The organism is Micromonospora sp. NPDC092111 (genome assembly GCF_044755745.1).
Classification (GTDB): Bacteria; Actinomycetota; Actinomycetes; order Mycobacteriales; family Micromonosporaceae; genus Micromonospora.
The window spans coordinates 165,498-187,708 of the sequence record NZ_JBIVRQ010000005.1; the positions used below are offsets into that span (position 1 = coordinate 165,498).

Below are 22,211 nucleotides of genomic sequence, written 5' to 3' on the forward strand. Positions count from 1 at the left end.
TCCCCTCGGGGGCGTGCCGGCCACCGCGATCGCCGTTTGCGTACCCTCGTCAGACTCGGTGGGGCTGCGCGGCGGGGCTCCGCCTGGCTAACATCACCCGTTCTCACCTTCGCCTGGAGCTGATCTGATGTCCTCACCGCCGGTCGATCCCTGGTCCGGGCAGCCGGAGCACGACTCGCCGCACGGTCACTACCCGCCGCAGGGCGGGCCGCCGACACCGCCGTCCGGCGGCGGCTGGCCCACCACGCCGTACCCGGCCGCGCAGGCCGGCGGCTGGCCGGCGGCCCCGCAGTCCGGCCCACCGGCCGACCCTTACCCACCCCAGCCGTACGGGGGCTACCCGGCCGCGCCGCAGCAGCCCGCCCCGACGCCCGGCGGCTACCCCGGTGCGGCACCGCCGAGCGGCTACCCCGGTAGCCCGCAGCCCGGCGGCTATCCGGGCGCCCCGCAGCCCGGCGGCTACCCCGACCCCACCCAGCAGTACCCGGGCTTCGCCAGCCAGCCGTTCAGCTCCCCGCCGGGAATGCCGACCGGACCGCAGCCGAGGCAGTCCCGGCTGCCGCTGATCCTCACCCTGGGCCTCGCCGGGCTGTTGGTGCTCTGCCTCGGCGGCGGCGGGCTCGCCTACGTCGCCCTCTCCGGCGACGACAAGGCCGACCCGACGCCGACGCCCACCGCGGGCCCGACGTCCGGCCCGAGCGGCACCCCCACCGAGACGGCCGCACCCACCGTCGAGCCGACCCCCTCGGAGGAGGCCGACGACGACCTCGGCCAGGTCCGGCTGGTGACGCCGGCGACCCTCGGCGGCCGGTCCAAGAGCACCGACCCGGAGCTGCGCCGCATCGCCGACCAGATGGTCCGCGACATGAAGTCCGAGGTCAGCAACGAGACCGGCGCGGTGAGCGCCTTCTACGGCAGCGCCGCCCGGCGCAACATGGTGATGATGGCCGGCGCGTCCGGTCCGGTCATCCTCCCCGAGCAGGAACTCGACGACGCGGTCAAGGGCCTGTCCAGCTCGCTGGCGGTCAAGAAGATGTCGGTCATCGAGCCGGGTCCGCTGGGCGGGGTCGCCAAGTGCGGTGACGGCAAGGCGTCCGGCATCGCGCTGGGCGTCTGTGTCTGGGCCGACCACGGCAGCGTCGGCATGATCGTCATGTACTTCTCCTCGGCGGCCAAGGCCAAGTCCGAGTTCGCCTCCGTCCGGGGGCAGATCGAGAAGCGGGACTGACCCCCGGGCCGACCCGACGGGCCCCGTCCACCACGCGGTGGACGGGGCCCGCCCGTCAGCCGGTCTTCGCGGCTCGCCTCAGCCGGCCGTGGCGGCCCGTTCGGCGGCGCTGCGCAGCACGCAGAACTCGTTGCCCTCCGGGTCGGCCAGCACCACCCAGCCCCCGCCGTCCGCCCGACGCTGGTCGTCGACCTGGACGGCACCGACGGCGAGCAGCCGGGCCACCTCCTCGTCCCGGGTCCGGTCGGTCGGCTGCAGGTCGAGGTGCAGGCGGTTCTTCACCGTCTTGCCCTCGGGCACGGCGATGAAGAGCACCTCCGGCCCGCCCGGGGGCAGCAGCATCGCCTCCGAGTCGCCGGGGAAGTCGTCGGGCTGGCGGGGGCAGTCGAAGACCTGCGCCCAGAAGCCGGACAGGGCGTAGGTGTCGCGGCAGTCGATGCTGATGTTGTGGATCCGTACGCTCACGGGTGTTCCCTCCGAGAGGAATGGACGCGCCCCGGGTAGGTGGAGTGTCAGCGGTGGATGGTGCGGGGCGCGGGACAGGTCATGGTGGACATCAACCGCACCCCCTCTCCTCGATCCGGGCCGACCGCGTGATCATTCCAGAGGCACGAGCGGGCCAGCAACCCCTTAACCCAGCAGCGCGCCGAGCACCGCGAGGGTCGCCATGGACAGGGCGGTGCTCACGATCACCGTCTCCCGGGCCACCGCCCCGCCCTGGCCGTACTCCCGGGCGTACAGGTAGGTGTTCTGCGCGGTGGGCAGCGCCGCGCAGACCACCAGGGCCAGCAGCGCCGCCGACCCGACCCCGGCGAGCAGGCCGACCACCCAGGCGACCAGCGGCTGGAACACCAGCTTCAGCCCGGTGAGCACGGCCACCTCGACGCGGCCCCCGGTCGGGCGGGGACCACCGGCGGTCAGCGAGAGCCCGAGCACGACCAGCGCGGTCGGCACCGCCGCCGCGCCGAGCAGGGCCAGCGGGCCGGCGATCAACTCCGGTGGCCGCCAGCCGAGACCCGAACAGAGCACGCCCAGGGCCGGACCGGCGATCACCGGGTTACGCAGCGGCAGGGTCAACAACCGGCCGGGACGCAGCCGCCGGCCGGCCCCCCGGTCGAGCAGCACCAGGATCACCGGGGTCACCACCAGCACCTGGAACAGCAACACCTGGGTGAGGAAGGCGGCGTCGCCCAGCACCTGCAACGCCACCGGGATGCCCAGGTTCGCGGAGTTGACGTACCCGGCGGCCATCGCCCCGATCGTCGCCTCCCCGGTCGACCGGCGGCGCACCGCGCCCAGGGTGAAGGCCACCGCCATGGTGACGGCGGTGCTCACCGCGAACGCCCCGAGGGCGGCCGGCTGCACCGCCAGCGGGGCCCGGGACAGGGCGGTGAACAGCGCCGCCGGCATGGCCAGGTGGAACACGAAGCCGCCGAGCACCCGCTCGGCCTCCGGGCCCAGCAGCCCCCGCCGCCCGGTCACCCAGCCCAACCCGGTGAGCAGCCAGATCGGTACGAAGGCAGCCAGCACCCGAGCAGCGTACGGGTGCCGTCCGGCGGGCTAGCGGTGCGGCTCGACCCGCCCGGTGGACGGCCCGGTGCGGCCGGCGACCACCGGGGTCGGCTCGGCCGACGGCAGCGTGACGGTCACCTCCAGGCCACCACCCTTCTGCGCGGTGACCTGCACGGTGCCGCCGTGCGCGTCGCAGACCGCCCGGACGATGGACAGCCCCAGCCCGGAGCCGCGCGCCCCGGTCCGCTCCCGCCCGCCCCGGCGGAACGGCTCGAACAGCCCCGGCACGTCCGCCTGGTCCACCTCGAAGCCGGTGTTGCCCACCACCAGCCAGGAGGAATGCCGGTCGGTGCCGGTGCGCACCCACAGCCGGCCGTGCAGGTGGTTGTAGCGGACCGCGTTCTCGATCAGGTTGCCGGCCAGCCGGTCGAGCAGCCCCGGATCGCCGATCACCGGGGCCGACCGGAGCGACGTCTGCACCCGCAGCCCGATCCGCTCCACCTCCCGGGACACCGCGGAGAGCGCGTTGGCGGTGCCGGTCGCCAGGTCGCACTCGGTACGCCGGGCCAACCGACGGCCCGTCTGGGCCTCGCTGCGGGCCAGCACCAGCAGCGCGTCCACCAGGCCGTTGGCCCGTTCGGAGGCGTCCCGGACCACGGTGGCCATCCGGCGGTACTCCGCGGCGTCCGCCTCGTCGTCGCTGAGCGTCACGTCGATCTCGGTCCGCATCACCGCCAGCGGGGTACGCAACTCGTGCGAGGCGTTGGCGACGAACCGTTTCTGCGCCTCGAAGGCGGCGGCTATCCGGTCCAGCATCGCGTCGAAGGTGCGGGCCAGCTCGGCCACCTCGTCGTCCGGCCCGGACCAGCCGATCCGCTGGTCGAGGGTGGCCTCGCCGAGCCGCTGCGCGGTGGCGGTGACCTGGTGCAGCGGGCGCAGCGTCCGGCCGGCCACCCAGTACGCCCCGGCCACCCCGACCAGGCTGATCGCCAGCAGCGCCAGCAGCCCCTTGACCAGCAGCTCGTCGGAGGCGGCGTCGACGAGCTGGCGCTGCCAGACGGCGGCGTCCAGCGAACGCCCGTCGGCCAGCAGCACGGTGGTGCCCGGCCGCAGTTCGTCGGTGGGCCGCAACGCGTCGCGGACCAGCAGCCAGGCCAGCGCCACCAGGATCGCCCCGGCACCGACCAGCAGCACCCCGTTGAGCAGGGTCAGCCGCAGCCGCAGCGTGGGGCGCAGCCGGCGGGTCAGCCCGGCCCGGGCCACCGGCTCGCTGCGCGCGCTCACGCTCCGACCGTCCGGTAGCCGGCGCCGACCACCGTCTCGATCAGCGGCGGATCACCGAGCTTGCGGCGCAGGGTCATCACGGTGACCCGGACGATGGTGGTGAACGGGTCGGTGTTGGCGTCCCAGACCCGCTCCAGCAGCTCCTCGCTGGAGACCACCGCGCCGCGTGCCTTGACCAGTTCGCTGAGCACGCCGAACTCCTTGTTGGTCAGGTCGACCGGGGTGCCGGCCCGGGTGACCACCCGGCGGGCCGGGTCGAGCACCACGTCGCCGACCTGGAGCACCGGCGGGGCGGCCGGGGTGGCCCGCCGGCCCAGCGCCTGCACCCGGGCCACCAGCTCGTCGAAGGCGAACGGCTTGGGCAGGTAGTCGTCCGCGCCGAGGCCCAACCCCTCCACCCGGTCGGCGACGGTGTCGCTGGCGGTCAGCATCAGCACCCGGGTGAGGGTGCCGGAGGCGGCCAGCTCGGCGCAGATCTGGTCGCCGTGCATCCCGGGCAGGTCGCGGTCGAGCACCACCACGTCGTACCGGGTGACGAAGGCGGCCTCGTGGCCGGCGTCACCGTCGTACGCCACGTCGACCGCCATGCCCCGCTTGCGCAGTCCACGCGCGATCGCGTCGGCGAGGGCCCGTTCGTCCTCGACCACCAACACCCGCATCCCGACCTCCTCGCCGACCTGTCCGACAACCTAGCGCCGGTGGCCAAACGGCTGGCCGGAGCACCGCCGGAAAGTTCAGCCGGGCAGCCGCCACACCCCGAGGCTGTCCCCCCGCCGCCAGCAGACCAGCACGTCGGCGTGGTGGGAACACAGCTCCCACCGCTCGGGCAGCACGTCCCGTACCCGCAGCGCGCCGCTGCCGACGTCCAGCTCGGCGAGCAACTGCCGGCCGCCGGCGAGCGGCCGGGTGACGAACACCGTCGTCCCCGGCCGACCCTGCACCAGCCGCCACCCGCCCAGGTCGGCGTGGACCCGGCCGGTCGCCGGGTCGAGCAGGGCGAACGACTCCCGCTGCTGCCCGTCGGCGCGGGCACCGAGCAGCCAGTCCCCGACGGTGAACAGCGGCGCCCAGTCGTCGGCCGCCCAGCGGAGCCGGCCGGTGACCGGGTCGAGCACCCGCGCGCCGGAGGGCGCACCGAGGCAGACGGCGTCCCCGCAGGAGTAGGCGAACGGGGTGCCCAGGTGCGGGACGAGCGGCGTCACCCAGCGGCGGCGGCCGGTGTCGAGGTCGTAGCCGGCCGCCCGGCCCGGCTCCTCGTCCACCAGCAGCACGTCGCCGGCCACCTGGGCCAGCTCGCGGGAGTCGCCGTGGGCCGGCGGGACGGCGAAGGTGAGGCGGCGGACACCGGTGTCGACGTCGTACACCTCGACCCGGCCGGCGGCGGTGACCAGGACCAGCTCCTCGATGCCCCGCGCACCGGCGCGGTACCCGGGGGTGGCCGCTCCGGTCCCGACCGACCAGCGGACCGCGCCGGAGGCCGGGTCGACACCCCGCACGGTGACCCCGTCGACCTCGACGTCCTCCAGCAGCAGCCCGCCGTTTCCGGTCGACACGGCGGAGCCGGGCTGCCGCCAACGCACCCGCCCGTCGGCGTGGTCGAGCAGCATCGTCACCGGTTCGCCGCCCGGGTCGGTGCTGACCACCATGTCGTCGCCGACCTCGTCCAGCACCACGAGCTGCTGGTTGTCGGGCAGCGGCGCCCGCCACCGGATCCGCCCGTCGGCCAGGTCGACGGCGGTGAGCTGGCCGGCGGTCGGCGCGAGGGTCCGCGGGCCGGTGAGCACCAGCAGGTCACCGACGACCAGGTGGGCCGGCTCCGGCAGGTCCGGCACGGGTATCCGGGCCAGCCGGGCCGGGGCCGGGGCCGCGGCGGCGACGGTGAGCAGCACCAGCACGGTGAGCAGGGCGGCACGTAGCTGCCGGCCGACCGGCCGGGGTGGACGCGGCGGGAGGTCGACCAGCTCGTCGTGACCCAGCTCACCCAGGTCGATCACGGTCACCGGGGCAGCCGCCAGACCCCGTACGCGCCGTCGACCAGGCGGCAGAGCAGCAGGTCCGCGTCGGCCTGGCAGTCGCCGGAGACGGCCGGCAGCACGTCGAGCACCCGGGCCCGGGCGGCGGCGACGTCGACCTCGGCGACCATGACCCGGCCCCGGCCAGCCAGCCGGGCCCCCAGCAGCGGCCCGTCCACGGTGGTCCGCTGGGCCAGGTTCCAGGACCCGAGGTCGGCGACCACCCGCCCGGTGTCGGTGTCGAGCACCACGAACGGTCGCCAGATGCCCTGGCCCGGCGCGCTGGCCAGCATCCGGCCGTCCCGCTCGAACGCGGCCAACTCCCACCGGGCGTCGCTCCACACGGTCCGCCCGGTCGCCGGGTCCAACGCCCGCACCCCACCGGCCCGACCCATCGCGCAGATCAGCTTCCCGCACGAGGTGAAGAACGACGGCACCGGCAGCGTCACCTCCCACCGACGGTCCAGCCCGTCGACGCCGTACCCGGTGATCAGGTCGGCGTTCGCCCGGACCAGCAGCAGCAGGTCCCCGACGACCTCGACGTGTACGGCGGAGGGCGATCCGCCCGGGTCGAGGTGCGCGCTGTGCAGGCGTACCCCCCGGCGGGCGTCCCAGACCTCGACCGGCCCGGGCGGCGGGGCGGCCACGATCCGGTCGACGCCGTCGGCCGCGAACCGGTAGCTGGTGGCCTCCGGCGGCATCGGCGCCGACCAGCGGACCCGGCCGGTGTCCGGGTCGACGGAGTGGACGAGCATCGGCCCTTCCGTGCCGTAGTCGGCGAAGAGCAGGTCGTGCCCCGCCTCGACGCCGCTGCCCGGCTGGTGCCACCGCAGCCGCCCGGTGTCCCGCTCGAAGGCGAACGTCCGGAACACCCCGTCCGGTCCCCCCGACGCCCCGGTGAGCAGCAGCAGGTCGGCGTGGACCCGCATCCCGCCGGAGCCGTCGACCAACGGCACCACCACCTGCCACCGCAGGGCCGGTGGCGTCCGGCGGGACGCGGGGACCGTCCAGGCGCTCAGCCGGAAGACGCCGCCGGTGGGGTTGTCCCCCGGTTCGAGCAGGAAGACCTGCTCGCCGTGGAGCAGCGCCGACGCGCCGAGCCGGGCCGGCACCACGAAGGCCGCGCGGGGGACGGCCGGGGCCGCACCGGCCAGCACCGACAGGGCGAGCACCAGCACCACCGCGACCCGCAGCGGCCGGCCGACGGCGCGGGGCGGCCGGCGGGGCGGCTCCGGCCCGACGTCGTCGCGGAGCTCACCCAGATCGATGACCGTCACGCACACCCTTCCCCGACCACCACGGTCTGCCCACCGTGGACACGGGACGCCGCGCACCGGCCGGCAGGTCCGGCGAATCGCCGCCTGTACGATGGCCCGTCGTGGCTGTGCCGGTGGTAGATCCCTCGTTGAACCCGACGTCCGCACCTGAGCTGGTCGAGCCCGACGCGGCCGACCCGGGGCGGCCCCGGCGGCGACCGGGTCGGGCCGACGCGCTGGCCATCGGAGCCTATGTGCTGCTCGGCGTTCTCGTGTGCCTGAACTACTGGGTGGACGTGCAGCACCGGGTGTCGTCCCACCTGCCGACCGACCACAGTTGGTTCGAGTGGCTCTTCACGCACGGCGCGTACTCGGTGCGCCACCTGGAGAACCCGCTGTTCACCGCCCGGCAGAACGCCCCGGACGGGGTGAACATGATGGCGAACACCTCGCTGCTGGGGATGACCATCCCGCTCGCGCCGGTCACCTGGCTGTTCGGCCCGCAGGTGACGTACGCGCTGTACCTGGGCGGGGCGCTCGCCGCGACGGCGGCCACCTCGTACTGGATGCTCTCCCGGCACCTGGTGCGCTCCCGGGCGGGCGCGTTCGTCGGCGGCGCGTTCCTCGGCTTCGCGCCGGGCATCGTGCACCACGCCAACGGGCAGCCCAACTTCGTCTCCAACTTCCTGCTGCCGGTGATCGTGGCCCGGGTGCTGCGGCTGGGTCGGCCCGGCCGGTGGCGACGCGACGGGATCGTGCTGGGCCTGCTGGTGGCGTACCAGATCTTCATCAACGAGGAGATGCTGCTGCTCACCGCGCTGGCCTGCCTGGTGGCGGTCGCCGCGTACGTGGTGCAGCGGCCCCGGGCGGCCCGCGAGCGGGCCGGCGGTTTCCTGGCCGCGCTCGGCGTGGGCGGCGGGCTGGCCCTGCTGCTCGCCGCGTATCCGATCTGGTTCCAGTTCAACGGCCCGCAGTCCTACCGGGGCCTACAGGGCGGGGTGTTCCACAACTGGGGCGAGGACCTGATGGCCTTCGTCACCTTCGCCCGGGACACCGTCGCCGGTGACGAGGCGGTGGAGAAGACCATCGGCCTGACCGAGCAGAACACCTGGTTCGGCTGGCCGCTGGTGCTGGTCGCGCTGGCCGCGCTGGTGCTGCTCTGGCGTCGCTCGCTGGCCGCCCGGATCGCCGGGGTGCTGGTGCTGGTCTTCACCGTGGCGGCGATCGGCCCGAAGGTGCGGTTCAACGGGGTGGAGACCACCGTCGACGGGCCCTGGGCGTACGTCCCGGACGACCTGCCGCTGGTCGAGATGATGATGCCGACCCGGCTGACCCTGGTGGTCACCGGGGCGGTCGGCGTGCTGCTCGCGCTGGCCTGGGACGCGCTCGCCGGCCACGGCCGGTCGGTGGTGCCCGCGCCGCGCGCCGCCGCCGACGACGCCACCGGCACCGGCCGGGCGCGGGCCCGCCGCCGGTGGGTCCGGCCGGTCGGCTACGCGGCGATCGCGCTGGCCGTGCTGCCGCTGTTCCCCCGCCCGCTGCCCGCGCAGCACGTGGACCTGCCGCCGCACTTCATCACCGCCGGCGGCTGGCGGCCGTACGTGCCGGCCGGGCGCACCCTGGTGCCGGTGCCCATCCCGAGCAACGTGCACGGCCTGCCCACGCTGCGCTGGAGCGCGTTGACCGGGCACGAGTTCCCGGTGCCGGGCGGCTACTTCATCGGCCCGAACGAGCTGGGCGAGGGGGTCTTCGGCGCACCGAACCGGCCGACCAGCACGCTGATCTACGCCACCATGGACGCCGGCACGGTGCCCGCGCTGACCGAGGAGAACCGCCGTCAGGCGGTGGCGGACCTGCGCTACTGGCAGGCGTCGGTGGTGGTGCTCGGCGCCCACCCGCGCGAGGCGGTGCTGCGCGAGCTGATGACCGGCCTGCTCGGCCCGGCGCAGCGGGTGGACGACGTGTGGCTGTGGGACGTGCGCCCGCTGGTCGGCTGAGCGGTGACCCGCGCCGGCCGGTCCGGCCGGCGCGGGTTCAGGCGGTCCGGGCCGACAGCGGCCGGACGTCCCACACCCAGACGTCGAGTTCCCGGCGGCCGGGGCCGACCAACTGCTCGACGGCCCGGCGCAGCGGCTCGGCGTTCTGCTGACCCACCGGCAGCACGAGCACCGCGGCGTTCCAGTGCCGCAGCTCGTCCAGGCTGCGGCGCCGCTGCCGGTCGTCCAGCTTGGGGGCGCGTCCGGTGGTGGCGACCTCGTCGAGCAGCCGCCCGATGCCGCTGGGCCGCCCACCGAAGCGACCCGGGTCGCCGGTGTTGCCGTTGCGCGGGGCGAGGAAGTAGCCGCCGGGGATCTTGAAGTCGAGGCCGGTGGAGGCCGCCCAGCGCATGCCGTGGGTGTTGCCCATGCTGGGCACGGGGACCGGCACCAGGGTCTGCCCCGGGCCGACGTACTCCCGCCAGCGGTCGGCGGTGATGAAGTCCGGCACCGGCGGGCGGGAGGTCACCTTCAGCGGCATCGGCACGATCGGCAGCAGGGCGAGCACCAGGGCGGCCACCGCGACGGTCTTGGCGTGCCGCCACTGCGCGCCGCGCAGCGTCCAGGCCCGCTGTACGGCCAGCGCCAGCAGCATGCCGATCACCACGGAGGTGATCAGGGCGAACCGGGTGGGCACCACCGCGTCCAGCAGGGGCAGCCGCACCAGCAGGTCCCACGGCCCGGTCACCAGGTCCCGGCCCCACCAGGAGATCCGCTCGCCGAGGGAGAGCAGCGCGAAGAAGGCACCGGTGACGGCCAGCGCCCGGACCAGCAGCTCGCGGCGCAGCCAGAGCACGATGCCGACGGCGATCAGCGACAGGCTCCAGCCGAAGAAGGCGTTCTCCTCGGAGTAGTTCGGGGCCAGGTTGACGTTGGCCCGCTCGTTGCCGCCGAAGGTCGGCGAGCCGGGAGCGAAGAAGGCCGCGATGTCGTTGCCGTAGTCCTGTACCGCGTCGCTGAGCCCGTGGTACGCCATCGGCCCGGCGAACTGCACGTAGAGCGGGTACGCCAGCAGCGCCCCGGCCAGCACCGCGCAGGCGGACAGCCCCTTGACCAGTGGTCGCCACGCGCCCGACCAGAACGCCGGCCGCTGGGCCACCATGGCGATCAGGAAGATCCCGCAGGCCAGCGCGGTGAAGAGCAGGATCTCCTCGTTGATGAACGCCTGGGTGGTGACCAGCAGGGCGAGCAGCAGGCCGTCGCGCAGCGGCCGGGTGGAGCGGGTCAGCACCATCACCCGCCACACGATGAACGGCAGCAGGAACTGGCTGATGATGTTGGGGTGCCAGCTCGCGTGCGAGAGCATCGCCGGGGAGAAGCCGCAGAACCAGCCGCCGACGGCCGCCGCGAGCCGACGCCCGACGAGGTGCCGGGACAGCACGTGGTACCAGGCCGCGGCGGTGCCGGCGAGACCGAGGGTGACCAGCACCACAAAGGACACCGCCGGTCCGAAGAGGAGAGTGATCGGCACCATCGGGATGCCCAGCGCCAGCACCGCCGTGTTGGCCATCAGGTTGACGCCGTCGGGGTAGTTGAACTGGTCGGTGTAGAACGGGAACTCGCCGTGCAGCACCACCCGCACCGAGTGGGCGAGGAAGAACTGCACCTGCGCCGGATCGCTGCTGTACAGCGAGGCGACCCGGCCGGCCGGGTCGGCCCAGATCCGGCTGGTCACCCAGAGCGCGACGAGCAGGAAGCCGCCGTAGACCACGAGATCCTTGCGGCGGGCCGTCCAGCGCCAGCGCCGCCACCACGCGGCCGACGCCGCGCCGTCACCGTCCGCGTCCGCCGCCCCCTTCCCGGGTACGACGGCGGTGTCCCGCCCGCCGCCCGGTGCCGGCTCCGGGGCCGCCTCGACCGGCGGCGCCTCGACCGTCCGGTCGCGCACGGGCGGCGCCTCGGCCGTCCGGTCGACGGTCGGTGGTGCGCCGGCCCCCCGCAGGTCGGCGGGGGTGGTGCGGGTCACGGGCGGGGGCGCTGTCACGGTGGCCGTCGTGCCGCGGGCAGCGCCCTCGGAGGCGTCGGGTTCCGGTGCGGGGGCGCCACGGGGCTCGGCAGACGTCACAGTCGGCGGAGTCTACCGGAGCCGAGAAATAGCCCGAAATTCACGCTGGTGTCCCTTGTGGTCATCGGGGATACGGCTGCGGGACGGCACCGGGCGTTGCGTACCATGTGGGCTTCCGACAACGACGCCGAGGCGATCGGGGGACGTACAGGTGGCTTCAGTCCGTCGCCACGGCACAACGGCCACCGTGCTGCTCGGCGTGCTGCTGGCCGGCACGGCCTGCGGTCCGGTCGCCGAGCGCCAGGCCCGCGAGTTGCGGGTCGGCTACGACAGCCTGGACGGCACCCTCGCGGTGTGGCCGCCGCGCGGCGAGCTGGCCGGGAACCCGGCCGCGACGACGGCGGTCACCGAGGCGGTCCGCGCCTGGCGTTCGCCGATCGACGACCGGGCCCACCTGCCGTCCTCCGGCATCCTCTGGTCGGGTGAGGTCGACGGGACGCCGCTGGCCCTGGTCGCCGCCGACGTGCCCGGGGAGAGCGCCTCCTGGCTGTTGCAGCTCGCCGGCCGCGACGGCCGCTACGAGGTCACCCGGGCCACCGAGTACACCGACCCCGGTTACCTGGTCTACGCCGACGTGCTGCCGCTGCACCTGGCCGACGGCCGGCGCTACCTGGCCTCGGGCCGGGTGGAGCGGCTGCTCGGCCCGGACGGCCGGGCGCTGATGCTGACCGACGGCCTCACCGGCACGGTGAAGGTGCCCGACTGCCGGGCGGTGCCGGTGACGGCGACCCTGCGGGCCACCGAGGCGCTGCCCCGGGGCCGGGCCGCCGACCGCCTGCTCGACCTGGGCACCGCCACCACCGACCCGCGCTACCCGCTGGTGCGGGACGAGACCGGCTCCGGCCGGCGGGCCCTGGACGGGTTGGACACCTGTGTGCTCGCCGACGAGCACGGGCCGTTCGGCAGCATCCCGCGCCGGATCGGCGACCGCAACGCGCCCCGCTCGGTGCCCGAGTCGTGGCCGCTGGAGAAGGTGGCCGTCCGGGCGATCGGCGAGATGGCCCTCGGCGGCGGCGACCCAGGTGACCTGGAGCAGCTCACCTGGGAGACCGACGCCGGCACGATGACCGCGGTGGTCTACCGCCCGGCCGCCGACGGCACCCCGGTGGTCTCCCCCGCCGACCGGTCCAACCCGCTGCAGACGTACGTGCTGCCGGTGCCGGGGCAACCGCTGGTCGTGCTGACCTGGCGGGGCAACCGGGACGCCTCCCTGTCGGTGCCGCCCGGCACTCCCCGCCTGGTGGACCGCCCCGGTCTGGTGGTGGTGCCGATGCCCGCGACGAAACAGACCTTCAGCCTGGCCACCGCCGAAAAAACCCACTACCGCTCCATCGCCGGCCGCTAACCCAAACCCAACCCCAAACCCCCACCGCCTCGGGTCCGCCGGTGAGGTGGGGTGATCAAGAGGTTTGTGTCACGGATGTCGTCCACCGTGACAGAAACCTCTTGATCACCAACCTCTTGACCACCAGCACGGAGGGGGGTGGGGGTGGGTGGGGGTGGGGGTGGGGGTGGGGGTGGGTCAGTCGGGGGTGGGGAGGCGGACCGCGTCCGCCGGTTGGGCGTCCTGGTCCAGGCGGGAGATCCAGCCGGTGACGTCGCGGGCCACGTCCTGGGCGGTCAGCCGCAGGTCGGTCAGGATCTGCGCCCGGGTGCCGTGCGGGTGCCAGTCGGCCGGCACGCCCAGGTCGCGTAGCGGGACCCGGACGTCGGCGTCCCGCATCGCCTGGCCGAGCGCGTCGCCGACGCCACCGACCCGGACGCCGTCCTCGACGGTGACCACGAGGCGGTGCCCGGCGGCCAGCTCGACCAGCTCGGCCGGGACCGGCCGCACCCAGCGCGGGTCGACCACGGTCACGCCGTAGCCCTGCTCGGCGAGCCGGGACGCCACCTCCATGCCGAGGTGGCCGAAGGAGCCCACCGCCACCAGCAGCACGTCGGTACGCGCCGACTCGGCCAGCACGTCGACGGTGCCGACCCGGCGCACGGCCGGCAGGTCGGCGGCGACGGTGCCGGTCGGGAAGCGGACGATGGTCGGGCCGTCGTCGACCGCCACCGCCTCGCGCAGCTCCTCGCGCAGGCTGGCGGAATCCCGGGGGGCGGCGATCCGCAGGCCCGGCACCACCCCGAAGACCGACATGTCCCAGATGCCGTAGTGGCTCGGCCCGTCCGGGCCGGTGACGCCGGCCCGGTCCAGCACGAAGGTCACCGGCAGCCGGTGCATCGCCACGTCCAGCAGGACCTGGTCGAAGGCGCGGTTGAGGAAGGTCGCGTAGACCGCCACCACCGGGTGCAGCCCGCCCATCGCCAGGCCGGCCGCCGAGGTGGCCGCGTGCTGCTCGGCGATGCCCACGTCGTACACCCGGTGGGGGTGCTTGCGGGCCAGCGTGGCGATGCCGGTCGGCTCGGCCATCGCGGCGGTGATCCCCACCACGTCGGGCCGCTCGTCGGCGATCGCGACCAGCTCGTCGGCGAAGACCTGGGTCCACTTCACCGACGGGGCGGCGAGCAGCTTGCCGGTCTCGGCGTCGAAGGCGCCCGGACCGTGCAGGCAGTCCGCCTCGTCCTCCTCGGCCGGGCGGTAGCCGTAGCCCTTGCGGGTCACCGCGTGCACGATCACCGGGCCGCCGAAGTTCTTCGCCGCGCGCAGCGACGACTCGACCGCGGCGATGTCGTGCCCATCGACCGGGCCGACGTACTTGATGCCGAGGTCCTCGAACATCGCCTGCGGGGCGACCGCGTCCTTGATGCCCTTCTTGACCGCGTGCAGCACCTCGTACATCGGCTTGCCGACGAACGGGGTGTTGCCGAGGGCGTCCTTGACCGTGTCGAGGACCTTCTCGTAGCCGGGGTTGAGCCGCAGCGACGAGAGGTGGTCGGCGAGGCCGCCGATGGTCGGCGAGTAGGACCGGCCGTTGTCGTTGACCACGATCACCAGCGGGTTGCCGGCGGTGGCGATGTTGTTCAGCGCCTCCCAGCACATGCCGCCGGTGAGCGCGCCGTCGCCGACCACGGCCACCACGCTGCGCTGCTCGCCGCGCAGGGCGTACGCCTTGGCCAGTCCGTCGGCGTACGACAGGGCGGTGGAGGCGTGCGAGTTCTCGATCAGGTCGTGCTCGCTCTCGGCCTGGCTCGGGTAGCCGGAGAGGCCACCGCGCTGGCGGAGCCGGTCGAAGCCGTCCTGCCGACCGGTGAGGATCTTGTGCACGTACGACTGGTGGCCGGTGTCGAACAGGAGCCGGTCCCGGGGGGAGTCGAACACCCGGTGCATGGCCAGGGTCAGCTCCACCACACCCAGGTTGGGGCCGACGTGCCCGCCGGTGCGGGAGACCTTGGCGATCAGGAAGTCACGGATCTCGGCGGCGAGGATGTCCAGTTGTTCGGCGGTCATCCGCTTCACGTCCTGCGGACCGCGGACGGCGCCCAGCAGCCGGCCGTGGTGGGCCGTGTCCTCTTCAACACTCATGACGAGAGAGTCTATCGGCCGCCCCCCACTCCGCAGCCCGGCCGTGGATCATCGCAGGTGACGCCCAGGTTCACCGCTCGACGACCAGCCGGCGCGGCGGCACCGGCGGGGTGGCCCCGCGCGGCGGCCCGGACGGCGTCCAGGAGCCCAGCACGGCGGCCCGTCGGGCGCCGGTCACCGAGGGCACCGCGCCGGGCAGGCCGTGCCAGGAGAGCCAGCCGAGCAGCGCGAACGCGTACGCCTCCTTGGCCTGGGCGGGCACCCCCAGCTCGTCGGTGGTGCGCAGCCGCCACCGGCCGGCGCCGAGCGCGGCCAGCCGTCCCCGGAGGGTGGGATTGCGCACCCCGCCGCCGGCCGCCACCACCTCGGTCACCCGGTGCCGGTCGCAGGCGTCGGCCACCGTCCGGGCGGTCAGCTCGGTCAGCGTGGCGAGCACGTCGTCCGGGGCCACCGGCACGCCGAGCGCGGCCAGCCGCGCGTCCAGGTAACCGGGGTAGAACAGCTCCTTGCCGGTCGACTTGGGCGGCGGCGCGGCGTAGTAGGGCTCGGCGAGTAGCAGCGCGAGCAGCCCCGGGTGCACCCGGCCGGCCGCCGCCCGAGCCCCGTCGACGTCGCACGGCCGGCCGAGGAACCGGCGGGCCGCCGCGTCGAGCAGGGCGTTGGCCGGGCCGACGTCGTACCCGAGGACGGGCGTGCCCGGCGCGACCACGGTGAGGTTGGCGATGCCGCCCAGGTTGAGCGCCGCCCGCGGCCCGGCGGCCGGGTCGAGCAGCAGCGCGTCGAACGCGGGGACCAGCGGCGCGCCCTGCCCGCCGGCCGCCACGTCCGCCGCGCGCAGGTCCGACAGCACGGGTACGCCCACCCGGGCGGCCACCCGGGCCGGCGCGCCGAGCTGGAGGGTGCCCCGGGTCACCCCGGCCTCGACCCAGTGGAAGACGGTCTGCCCGGGGGACACCACCGCGTCGGCCGACCCGCCGGCCAGCGCCACCCCGAGCGCGGCGGCGTCGGCGAAGACCTCGCCGAGGGCGTTGTCCAGCCGGCAGACCGCCTCGACGGTGGTGGCCGAGGGCGGCAGCAGCGCGCCGATCCGCTCCCGCAGCCCGTCGTCGTAGCCCAGCTCCCGGTGCCCCAGCGGGCGCAACCGCAGGGTGTCCCCGTCGGCGGTGAACTCGGCGGCGACCACGTCCACCCCGTCGTACGAGGTGCCCGACATCAGCCCGACGATCTTCATCGGGCCAGGCTAGTCAGTCGGCCGGGGGCAGGAACAGGCCGACCAGCTCGACGTGCCGGGTCATCGGGAACAGGTCGTACCCGCGCAGGGCGGCGAGCCGCCAGCCGGCCCCGGTGAAGGTGCGCACGTCCCGGGCGAAGGCGGCCGGGTCGCACGCCACGTACCCGACCGCACGCGGGGCGGCGGCGGCCACGGCCCGCACCACCTCGGCGCCCGCGCCGGAGCGGGGCGGGTCGAGCACCACCAGGTCGACCGGGCCGGTGACCCGGCGGCGGGCCAGCGCGGTCTCCACCCGGGCGGCGACCACCTCCACCCGGGGCAGGTCGGCCAGGTTCTCCCGGGCGGCGGCGATCGCCTCCGCCGAGGACTCGACCAGGGTGACCCGGGCGTCCGGGCCGACCCGGCCGGCGAGTGCGGCGGCGAACAGGCCGACCCCGCCGTACAGGTCCCAGGCGGACTCGCCGGGGCGCGGGGCGAGCAGGTCGAGCACCGCGCCGACCAGGGTGTCGGCGGCGGCCGGGTGGACCTGCCAGAAGGCGGTGGCGGGCAGCGTCCAGTCCCGGCCGGCGGCGACCTCACGGACGGTCGCCGGCCCGTCGACCGGGGTGACGGTGCCGTCGGTGACGGTGGCCACGCTGACGTCCCCGCCGGTGGAGGCGACCGTCTCGACCCCGTCGGCGTCCGGCCAGCGCGCGCCCGACCCGGTGAGCACCGGCAGCCCCTCGATCGCCGGGTGGGCGATCAGGCAACGGTCGATCGGCACCACCTCGTGCGAGCGGTGCTTGAGCAGCCCGGCCCGGCCGGCGGCGTCGACCGCGTACCGGACCCGGGAGCGCCAGCCGAGCGGCCCGCCGGGCAGCGCCTCGACGGTCACCCCGAGCGCGTCGATCTCGGCGTCGGTGAGCCCGCCGAGCCGGAGGAGCTGCTCGCGGACCACGGCGGTCTTCCAGCCGAGCTGGGCGGCCGGCGCGACGTGCTGGAGGTCGCAGCCGCCGCAGCGACCCGGCCGGGCGTACGGGCAGGGCGGCTCGACCCGGTCCGGGGACGGGTCGAGGATCTCGACGGCGTCGGCCCGGGCGAAGCCCCGGTGCAGCTCGGTCACCTCGGCGACCACCCGCTCGCCGGGCAGCGCGTGCCGGACGAAGACCACCTGGCCGTCGACCCGGGCCACGCAGTGCCCGCCGGGGGCGACCGTGTCGACGGTCAACTCGACCCGCTCGGCCTCCTCCAGGCCGCGCCTGTCCTCCACCGGACCGCCGGTACGGGCGGTGCCGGTACGGGCGGCGGTAGAGCGGGCGGTGCCGGTACGGGCGGTCACGGGCGTTCTCCGGTCGACGGGCCGCGCTCGGCGGGCGGGGCGGCGGCCACCGGCGGAACGCTCGGCGGCAGGGTGCTGCGCGGCGCGACCCGGGGGCCCCGGGCCGGGGTACGGGTCAGCGTCTCGTCCAGCCGGTCGAGGTTCTTGGTCGCGGTGGAGGCGAGCTGCCAGGGCACGCTGGTCACCATCACGCCCGGCTCGAAGAGCAGCCGCCCCTTGAGCCGCAGCGCGCTCTGGTTGTGCAACAGGTTCTCCCACCAGTGTCCGACGACGTACTCGGGGATGAAGACGGTGACCACGTCGCGCGGCGACTCCCGGCGGGTGTTCGCCACGAAGCTCAGGATCGGCCGGGTGATCTCCCGGTACGGCGAGTCGATCACGGTGAGCGGGACGGGCAGCTCGCGCCGCTCCCACTCCCCCTGGAGCTGGCGGGTGTCCTTCTCGTCCACGTTCACGGTGACCGCGGTCAGCGTGTCCGGCCGGGTGGCCCGGGCGTACGCGATGGCCCGCAGGGTCGGCTGGTGCAGCTTGCTGACCAGCACGATGGCGTGGTTGCGGGCGGGCAGCACGCCCCGCACCTCGGTCGGCTCCAACTCGGTGGCGACCCGGTCGTAGTGCCGGCGGATGGCCAGCATCAGCAGGTAGATCACCGCCATCGCGGCGATGGCGATCCACGCGCCGAGCAGGAACTTGGTGATCAGCACGATGACCAGCACGGTGCCGGTCATTGCCATGCCGAACCCGTTGATCGCCCGGGAGCGGATCATCCGGCGGCGCGCCTCCGGGTCACGCTCGTGGCGCAGGTGCCGGTTCCAGTGCCGGATCATGCCGGCCTGGGAGAGCGTGAAGGAGACGAAGACGCCGACGATGTAGAGCTGGATCAGCCTGGTCACCTCGGCCTGGAAGCCGACGATCAGCACGATCGCGAAGACGGCGAGGAAGATGATGCCGTTGGAGAACGCCAGCCGGTCGCCCCGGGTGTGCAGTTGCCGGGGCAGGTAGCGGTCCTGGGCGAGGATCGAGCCGAGCACCGGGAAGCCGTTGAACGCGGTGTTCGCGGCCAGGAAGAGGATCAGCGCGGTCATCCCGGCGACCACGTAGAGCAGCACCGAGCCGGAGCCGAACACCGTCTCGCCGAGTTGGGCGGTCACCGTCTTCTGCACGTACCCGTCGGGGCCGGAGATGATCTGGGCCGGGTCCTCGACGAACTGCAGGCCGGTCAGCCGGGCCAGCCAGATGATGCCGATCAGCATGCTGACCGCGATGGTGCCGAGCAGCAGCAGGGTGGTGGCCGCGTTGCGGCTCTTCGGGGCCTTGAACGCCGGCACCCCGTTGGAGATCGCCTCGACGCCGGTCAGCGCGGCGCAGCCGGAGGAGAAGGTACGCAGCAGCAGGAAGACCAACGCGAAGCCGGTGACGCTGTGCTCCGCCTGGATCTCCAGCCCGGCGCTGGGGGCGCGCAGGTCGTCGCCGAGGACGAAGTACCGGACCAGCCCGGTGAGGATCATCCCGCCGATGACGATCACGAAGCCGTACGTCGGGATGGCGAACGCGGTGCCCGACTCGCGCAGCCCGCGCAGGTTCATCGCGGTGAGCACCACCACCGCGGTGACCGCGATCAGCACCTTGTGGGTGGCCACGAAGGGCACCACCGCGCCGAGGTTCGCCACCCCGGAGGAGACCGACACGGCCACCGTCAGCACGTAGTCCACCAGCAGCGCGCTGGCCACCGCCACCCCGGCCCGGGGACCCAGGTTGACCGTGGCCACCTCGTAGTCACCGCCGCCGGACGGGTAGGCGTGCACGTTCTGCCGGTAGCTGGCCACCACGGTGAGCATCACCACGACCACCGCGAGGGCGATCCACGGGGAGAACAGGAACGCCGACGCCCCGGCGATGGAGAGGGTCAGCAGGATCTCGTCCGGGGCGTACGCCACGCTGGACAGGGCGTCGGAGGCGAAGACCGGCAGCGCGATGCGCTTGGGCAGGAGGGTGTGCTGGAGCCGGTCGGACCGGAACGGTCGACCGAGAAGGAGTCGCTTCAGCAGCGAGGTGGGACTGGCCACAAGCGCTAAGGGTACGACCACCGTGCCCCGGTCGCCGGGGGGTGCCTGATCACGCCCACGCGCGCCCGCGCGGTACGGTTCGATCCCCCCGTCACCGGGCCGGACGTGGCAGGCTCGCAGACGACAGGCCGCCGTCGACGGGGGCGCACCTTGGGAGGGACACCGTGCACGTCGTGATCATGGGCTGTGGCCGGGTCGGTTCGACGCTGGCCCACAGCCTGGAGTCCCGGGGGCACTCGGTGGCGGTGATCGACCAGGACGCCGACGCGTTCCGCCGCCTCGGCCCCGACTTCGCCGGCATCACCGTCACCGGCGCCGGCTTCGACGGCGAGGTGCTGCGCCAGGCCGGCATCGAGCGGGCGGACGCCTTCGCGGCCGTCTCCAGCGGCGACAACTCCAACATCATCTCGGCCCGGCTGGCCCGCGAGACGTTCGGCGTGTCCCGGGTCGCGGCCCGGATATACGACCAGCGCCGGGCCCAGGTCTACGAGCGGCTCGGCATCCCCACCGTGGCCACCGTCCGCTGGACGGCCGACCGGATGCTGCGGCACCTGGTCCCCGAGGGCAACGTGGAGATCTTCCGCGACCCCACCAGCACCGTGTCGATCATCGAGGTGCCGGTGCACAAGGACTGGATCGGCCGGCCGCTGCGCCAGCTTGAGGAGGCGGCCGGGTCGCGGGTGGCGTACCTGACCCGGTTCGGCATCGGCACGCTGCCCACCGCGTCCACCGTCGTGCAGGAGGGTGACCAGCTCTACGTCCTGGTCACCGACGACATCGCCGCCTCGGTCACCGCGGTGGCCGCGACGCCGCCCGAAGGAGGGCACTGAGCCATGCGGATCGCCATCGCCGGCGCGGGCAACGTGGGGCGCTCGATCGCCCAGGAACTGATCGAAAACGGCCACCAGGTGATGCTGATCGAGCGGCAGCCCCGGATGCTGCGCCCGGACCGGGTGCCCGCCGCCGACTGGGTGCTGGCCGACGCCTGCGAGCTGGCCAGCCTGGAGGAGGCGGACGTCGCCGGCTGCGACGTGGTGGTCGCGGCCACCGGCGACGACAAGGTCAACCTGGTGGTGTCGCTGCTGGCCAAGACCGAGTTCGCGGTGCCCCGGGTGGTGGCCCGGGTCAACCGGGCCGAGAACGAGTGGCTGTTCACCGAGCAGTGGGGCGTCGACGTGGCGGTCAGCAAGCCACGGGTGATGGCCGCGCTGGTCGAGGAGGCGGTCACCGTCGGCGACCTGGTCCGGCTGATGACCTTCCGGCAGGGCGAGGCGAACCTGGTCGAGATCACCCTGCCGCCGACCGCCCCGTACGTGGGGCAGCCGATCCACGCGGTGCCGATCCCCCGGGACGCGGCGCTGGTGGCGATCCTGCGCGGCAAGCGGGTGCTGGTGCCCAGCCCGGACGACCCGATCGAGGCCGGCGACGAGCTGATCTTCGTGTGCACCGCCGACGTGGAGGACGAGGTGCGTAGGGTGATCCTCGGCCCGGACAGCGTCGAGCGGACCCGCGGCACCGGCTGAGCCGGGTCTCCGGCCGGCCCGCGCCACCGCCGGGGTGTCCGGCCGGCCCGCGCCACACCGCCGCGCAGGCGGGTGGGGATCGGTTCAGGCGCCGGCCAGCGGCTGCGCAGCCGGTTCCCGGGTCACCCGGCGCACCGTCCAGACGGTGATCAGCAGCAGCAGCGCGTACGGCGGGTAGCCGAGGGCGAGCCGGGCCACCCCCAGCGCGGTGTCCTGGTGGGCCAGGTAGAGCCCGGCCTGGACCCCCACCTTGGCCAGCCACACCACGCCCCACAGCACGGTGAGCTGGGTGAAGGTGCGCACCAGTCGGGGGTCGTCCCGCCACTCCGAGCGACCCCTGGCGACCAGCACCGACCAGATCCAGCCCACCAGGGGCTGTCGGATCGCGGCGGAGATCAGCAGGGCGACGCCGTAGCCGATGCCGTAGAGGATGCCCGGGAGGTAGAAGTCCCGCTCGTCCCCGGTACGCCAGGCGATGGCCGCGCCGACGGCGATGCCGAAGAGCCCGTTGACGGCGTGCCGGACCGGCCGGCGCTGGACCAGCCGGACCACCGCGATCAGCAGCGCCACCCCGATCGAGGCGATCACCGCCGGCCGCAGCTCGCCGACCACGTTGGCCAGCACGAAGACCACCACCGGGATGCTCGACTCGACCAGCCCGCGCCAGCCGCCGAGCTGGTCGGCCATCTGCTCGGCGAGGCTGGGCAGCCGCTCGTCGTCCTCCGGGGTGGTCTGCGGCTCGGTGGCCGGGGGCTGTCCCGTCGTCACTTCGGCGACTCCAGCTCGTAGTACGGGTTGTAGATGACCTTGCGGTCGTCCCGGACGGCCACCCGGCCGCGGGCGGTGAGGTGCCGACCCGGCTCGATGCCGACGATGTGCCGCCGGCCCAGCCAGACCAGGGTGACCACGTCGCTGCCGTCGTAGAGGTCCGCCTCCAGGGTGGGCAGGTTGGTACGCGGGGTGTAGACCACCGTGCGGAGCCGCCCGGCGACCGAGACCACCTGCCCCCGCATGCACTGCCGGGCCGGCACGCCACCGGACTCGGCGCTCTCCCGGCGCAGCTCCTGCGCCTCGATCTCGGCCTCGCTGGCGGTGAGCCGTCGCAGGATGCCCCGCAGCGACACCCGGCTCTCGTCGGTCGACATGACCTCCGCGTCACCCTCTCCACGCTGACCGGCGCGCGCCGGCACTGGCCCGGTCCCGGGCGCGGGACC

General features: G+C 74.5%; 18 protein-coding genes. 5 read left to right on the forward strand and 13 right to left on the reverse strand.

The features are described from left to right. The first annotated feature begins 127 nt into the window (after window positions 1-127). Window positions 128-1,228, forward strand: coding sequence for a hypothetical protein (locus tag ACIQG9_RS13315; protein ID WP_400401253.1), 1,101 nt, complete (start codon window positions 128-130; stop codon window positions 1,226-1,228). 78 nt (window positions 1,229-1,306) lie between these two features. Here the strand turns inward: ACIQG9_RS13315 and ACIQG9_RS13320 are convergent, their stop codons facing one another. The 6 genes from ACIQG9_RS13320 to ACIQG9_RS13345 form a co-directional block, all read right to left on the reverse strand. After that, complete coding sequence (locus ACIQG9_RS13320; RefSeq protein ID WP_400401255.1) at window positions 1,307-1,693, reverse strand: VOC family protein; 387 nt, start codon at window positions 1,691-1,693, stop codon at window positions 1,307-1,309. 165 nt (window positions 1,694-1,858) lie between these two features. Continuing rightward, on the reverse strand, window positions 1,859-2,758 hold the full coding sequence (locus tag ACIQG9_RS13325) for an AEC family transporter (RefSeq protein ID WP_400401257.1): 900 nt from the start codon (window positions 2,756-2,758) through the stop codon (window positions 1,859-1,861). A 30-nt stretch (window positions 2,759-2,788) separates the two neighbouring features. Next, complete coding sequence (locus tag ACIQG9_RS13330) at window positions 2,789-3,988, reverse strand: sensor histidine kinase (RefSeq protein ID WP_400401676.1); 1,200 nt, start codon at window positions 3,986-3,988, stop codon at window positions 2,789-2,791. A gap of 32 nt (window positions 3,989-4,020) precedes the next feature. After that, window positions 4,021-4,683, reverse strand: coding sequence for a response regulator transcription factor (locus ACIQG9_RS13335; RefSeq protein WP_400401259.1), 663 nt, complete (start codon window positions 4,681-4,683; stop codon window positions 4,021-4,023). A 75-nt stretch (window positions 4,684-4,758) separates the two neighbouring features. After that, window positions 4,759-6,024 carry a PQQ-binding-like beta-propeller repeat protein gene (locus tag ACIQG9_RS13340; protein WP_400401261.1) on the reverse strand — a complete coding sequence of 422 codons (1,266 nt, stop codon included), beginning with the start codon at window positions 6,022-6,024 and terminating at the stop codon, window positions 4,759-4,761. Then, complete coding sequence (locus ACIQG9_RS13345; RefSeq protein ID WP_400401263.1) at window positions 6,021-7,313, reverse strand: PQQ-binding-like beta-propeller repeat protein; 1,293 nt, start codon at window positions 7,311-7,313, stop codon at window positions 6,021-6,023. The genes ACIQG9_RS13340 and ACIQG9_RS13345 overlap by 4 nt, the downstream gene beginning before the upstream one ends. Window positions 7,314-7,441: 128 nt before the next feature. On the opposite strand from ACIQG9_RS13345, the gene ACIQG9_RS13350 reads away from it, so the two are divergent. Beyond that, on the forward strand, window positions 7,442-9,289 hold the full coding sequence (locus ACIQG9_RS13350) for a hypothetical protein (RefSeq protein ID WP_400401679.1): 1,848 nt from the start codon (window positions 7,442-7,444) through the stop codon (window positions 9,287-9,289). Window positions 9,290-9,326: 37 nt separating this feature from the next. On the opposite strand, the gene ACIQG9_RS13355 is transcribed toward ACIQG9_RS13350, so the two are convergent. After that, window positions 9,327-11,216 (reverse strand): hypothetical protein, encoded by a 1,890-nt coding sequence (locus ACIQG9_RS13355; RefSeq protein WP_400401682.1) that lies wholly within the window; start codon window positions 11,214-11,216, stop codon window positions 9,327-9,329. A gap of 328 nt (window positions 11,217-11,544) precedes the next feature. On the opposite strand from ACIQG9_RS13355, the gene ACIQG9_RS13360 reads away from it, so the two are divergent. Further along, on the forward strand, window positions 11,545-12,738 hold the full coding sequence (locus tag ACIQG9_RS13360; protein ID WP_400401265.1) for a hypothetical protein: 1,194 nt from the start codon (window positions 11,545-11,547) through the stop codon (window positions 12,736-12,738). A 177-nt stretch (window positions 12,739-12,915) separates the two neighbouring features. Here ACIQG9_RS13360 and dxs read toward each other — a convergent pair whose 3' ends face one another. The 4 genes from dxs to ACIQG9_RS13380 form a co-directional block, all read right to left on the reverse strand. Further along, on the reverse strand, window positions 12,916-14,859 hold the full coding sequence (gene dxs, locus ACIQG9_RS13365; protein WP_400401267.1) for a 1-deoxy-D-xylulose-5-phosphate synthase: 1,944 nt from the start codon (window positions 14,857-14,859) through the stop codon (window positions 12,916-12,918). Window positions 14,860-14,929: 70 nt separating this feature from the next. After that, on the reverse strand, window positions 14,930-16,090 hold the full coding sequence (locus ACIQG9_RS13370; protein WP_400401269.1) for an anhydro-N-acetylmuramic acid kinase: 1,161 nt from the start codon (window positions 16,088-16,090) through the stop codon (window positions 14,930-14,932). A 13-nt stretch (window positions 16,091-16,103) separates the two neighbouring features. Beyond that, window positions 16,104-17,339, reverse strand: coding sequence for a class I SAM-dependent RNA methyltransferase (locus tag ACIQG9_RS13375; protein WP_400401685.1), 1,236 nt, complete (start codon window positions 17,337-17,339; stop codon window positions 16,104-16,106). 65 nt (window positions 17,340-17,404) lie between these two features. After that, on the reverse strand, window positions 17,405-19,474 hold the full coding sequence (locus ACIQG9_RS13380; RefSeq protein WP_400401271.1) for an APC family permease: 2,070 nt from the start codon (window positions 19,472-19,474) through the stop codon (window positions 17,405-17,407). A 164-nt stretch (window positions 19,475-19,638) separates the two neighbouring features. Between ACIQG9_RS13380 and ACIQG9_RS13385 the strand changes: the two genes are divergently transcribed. Further along, window positions 19,639-20,304 (forward strand): potassium channel family protein, encoded by a 666-nt coding sequence (locus ACIQG9_RS13385; protein WP_400401273.1) that lies wholly within the window; start codon window positions 19,639-19,641, stop codon window positions 20,302-20,304. Between the two features lie 3 nt (window positions 20,305-20,307). Then, a complete protein-coding gene (locus ACIQG9_RS13390) occupies window positions 20,308-20,997 on the forward strand; it encodes a potassium channel family protein (RefSeq protein WP_400401275.1) in 690 nt (229 codons plus the stop codon). Window positions 20,998-21,081: 84 nt separating this feature from the next. Here the strand turns inward: ACIQG9_RS13390 and ACIQG9_RS13395 are convergent, their stop codons facing one another. Next, entirely contained in the window at window positions 21,082-21,765 is a 684-nt protein-coding gene (locus tag ACIQG9_RS13395; protein WP_400401277.1) for a DUF3159 domain-containing protein, read from the reverse strand. Continuing rightward, a complete protein-coding gene (locus ACIQG9_RS13400) occupies window positions 21,762-22,142 on the reverse strand; it encodes an OB-fold nucleic acid binding domain-containing protein (RefSeq protein ID WP_400401279.1) in 381 nt (126 codons plus the stop codon). The genes ACIQG9_RS13395 and ACIQG9_RS13400 overlap by 4 nt, the downstream gene beginning before the upstream one ends. Window positions 22,143-22,211 lie beyond the last annotated feature (69 nt).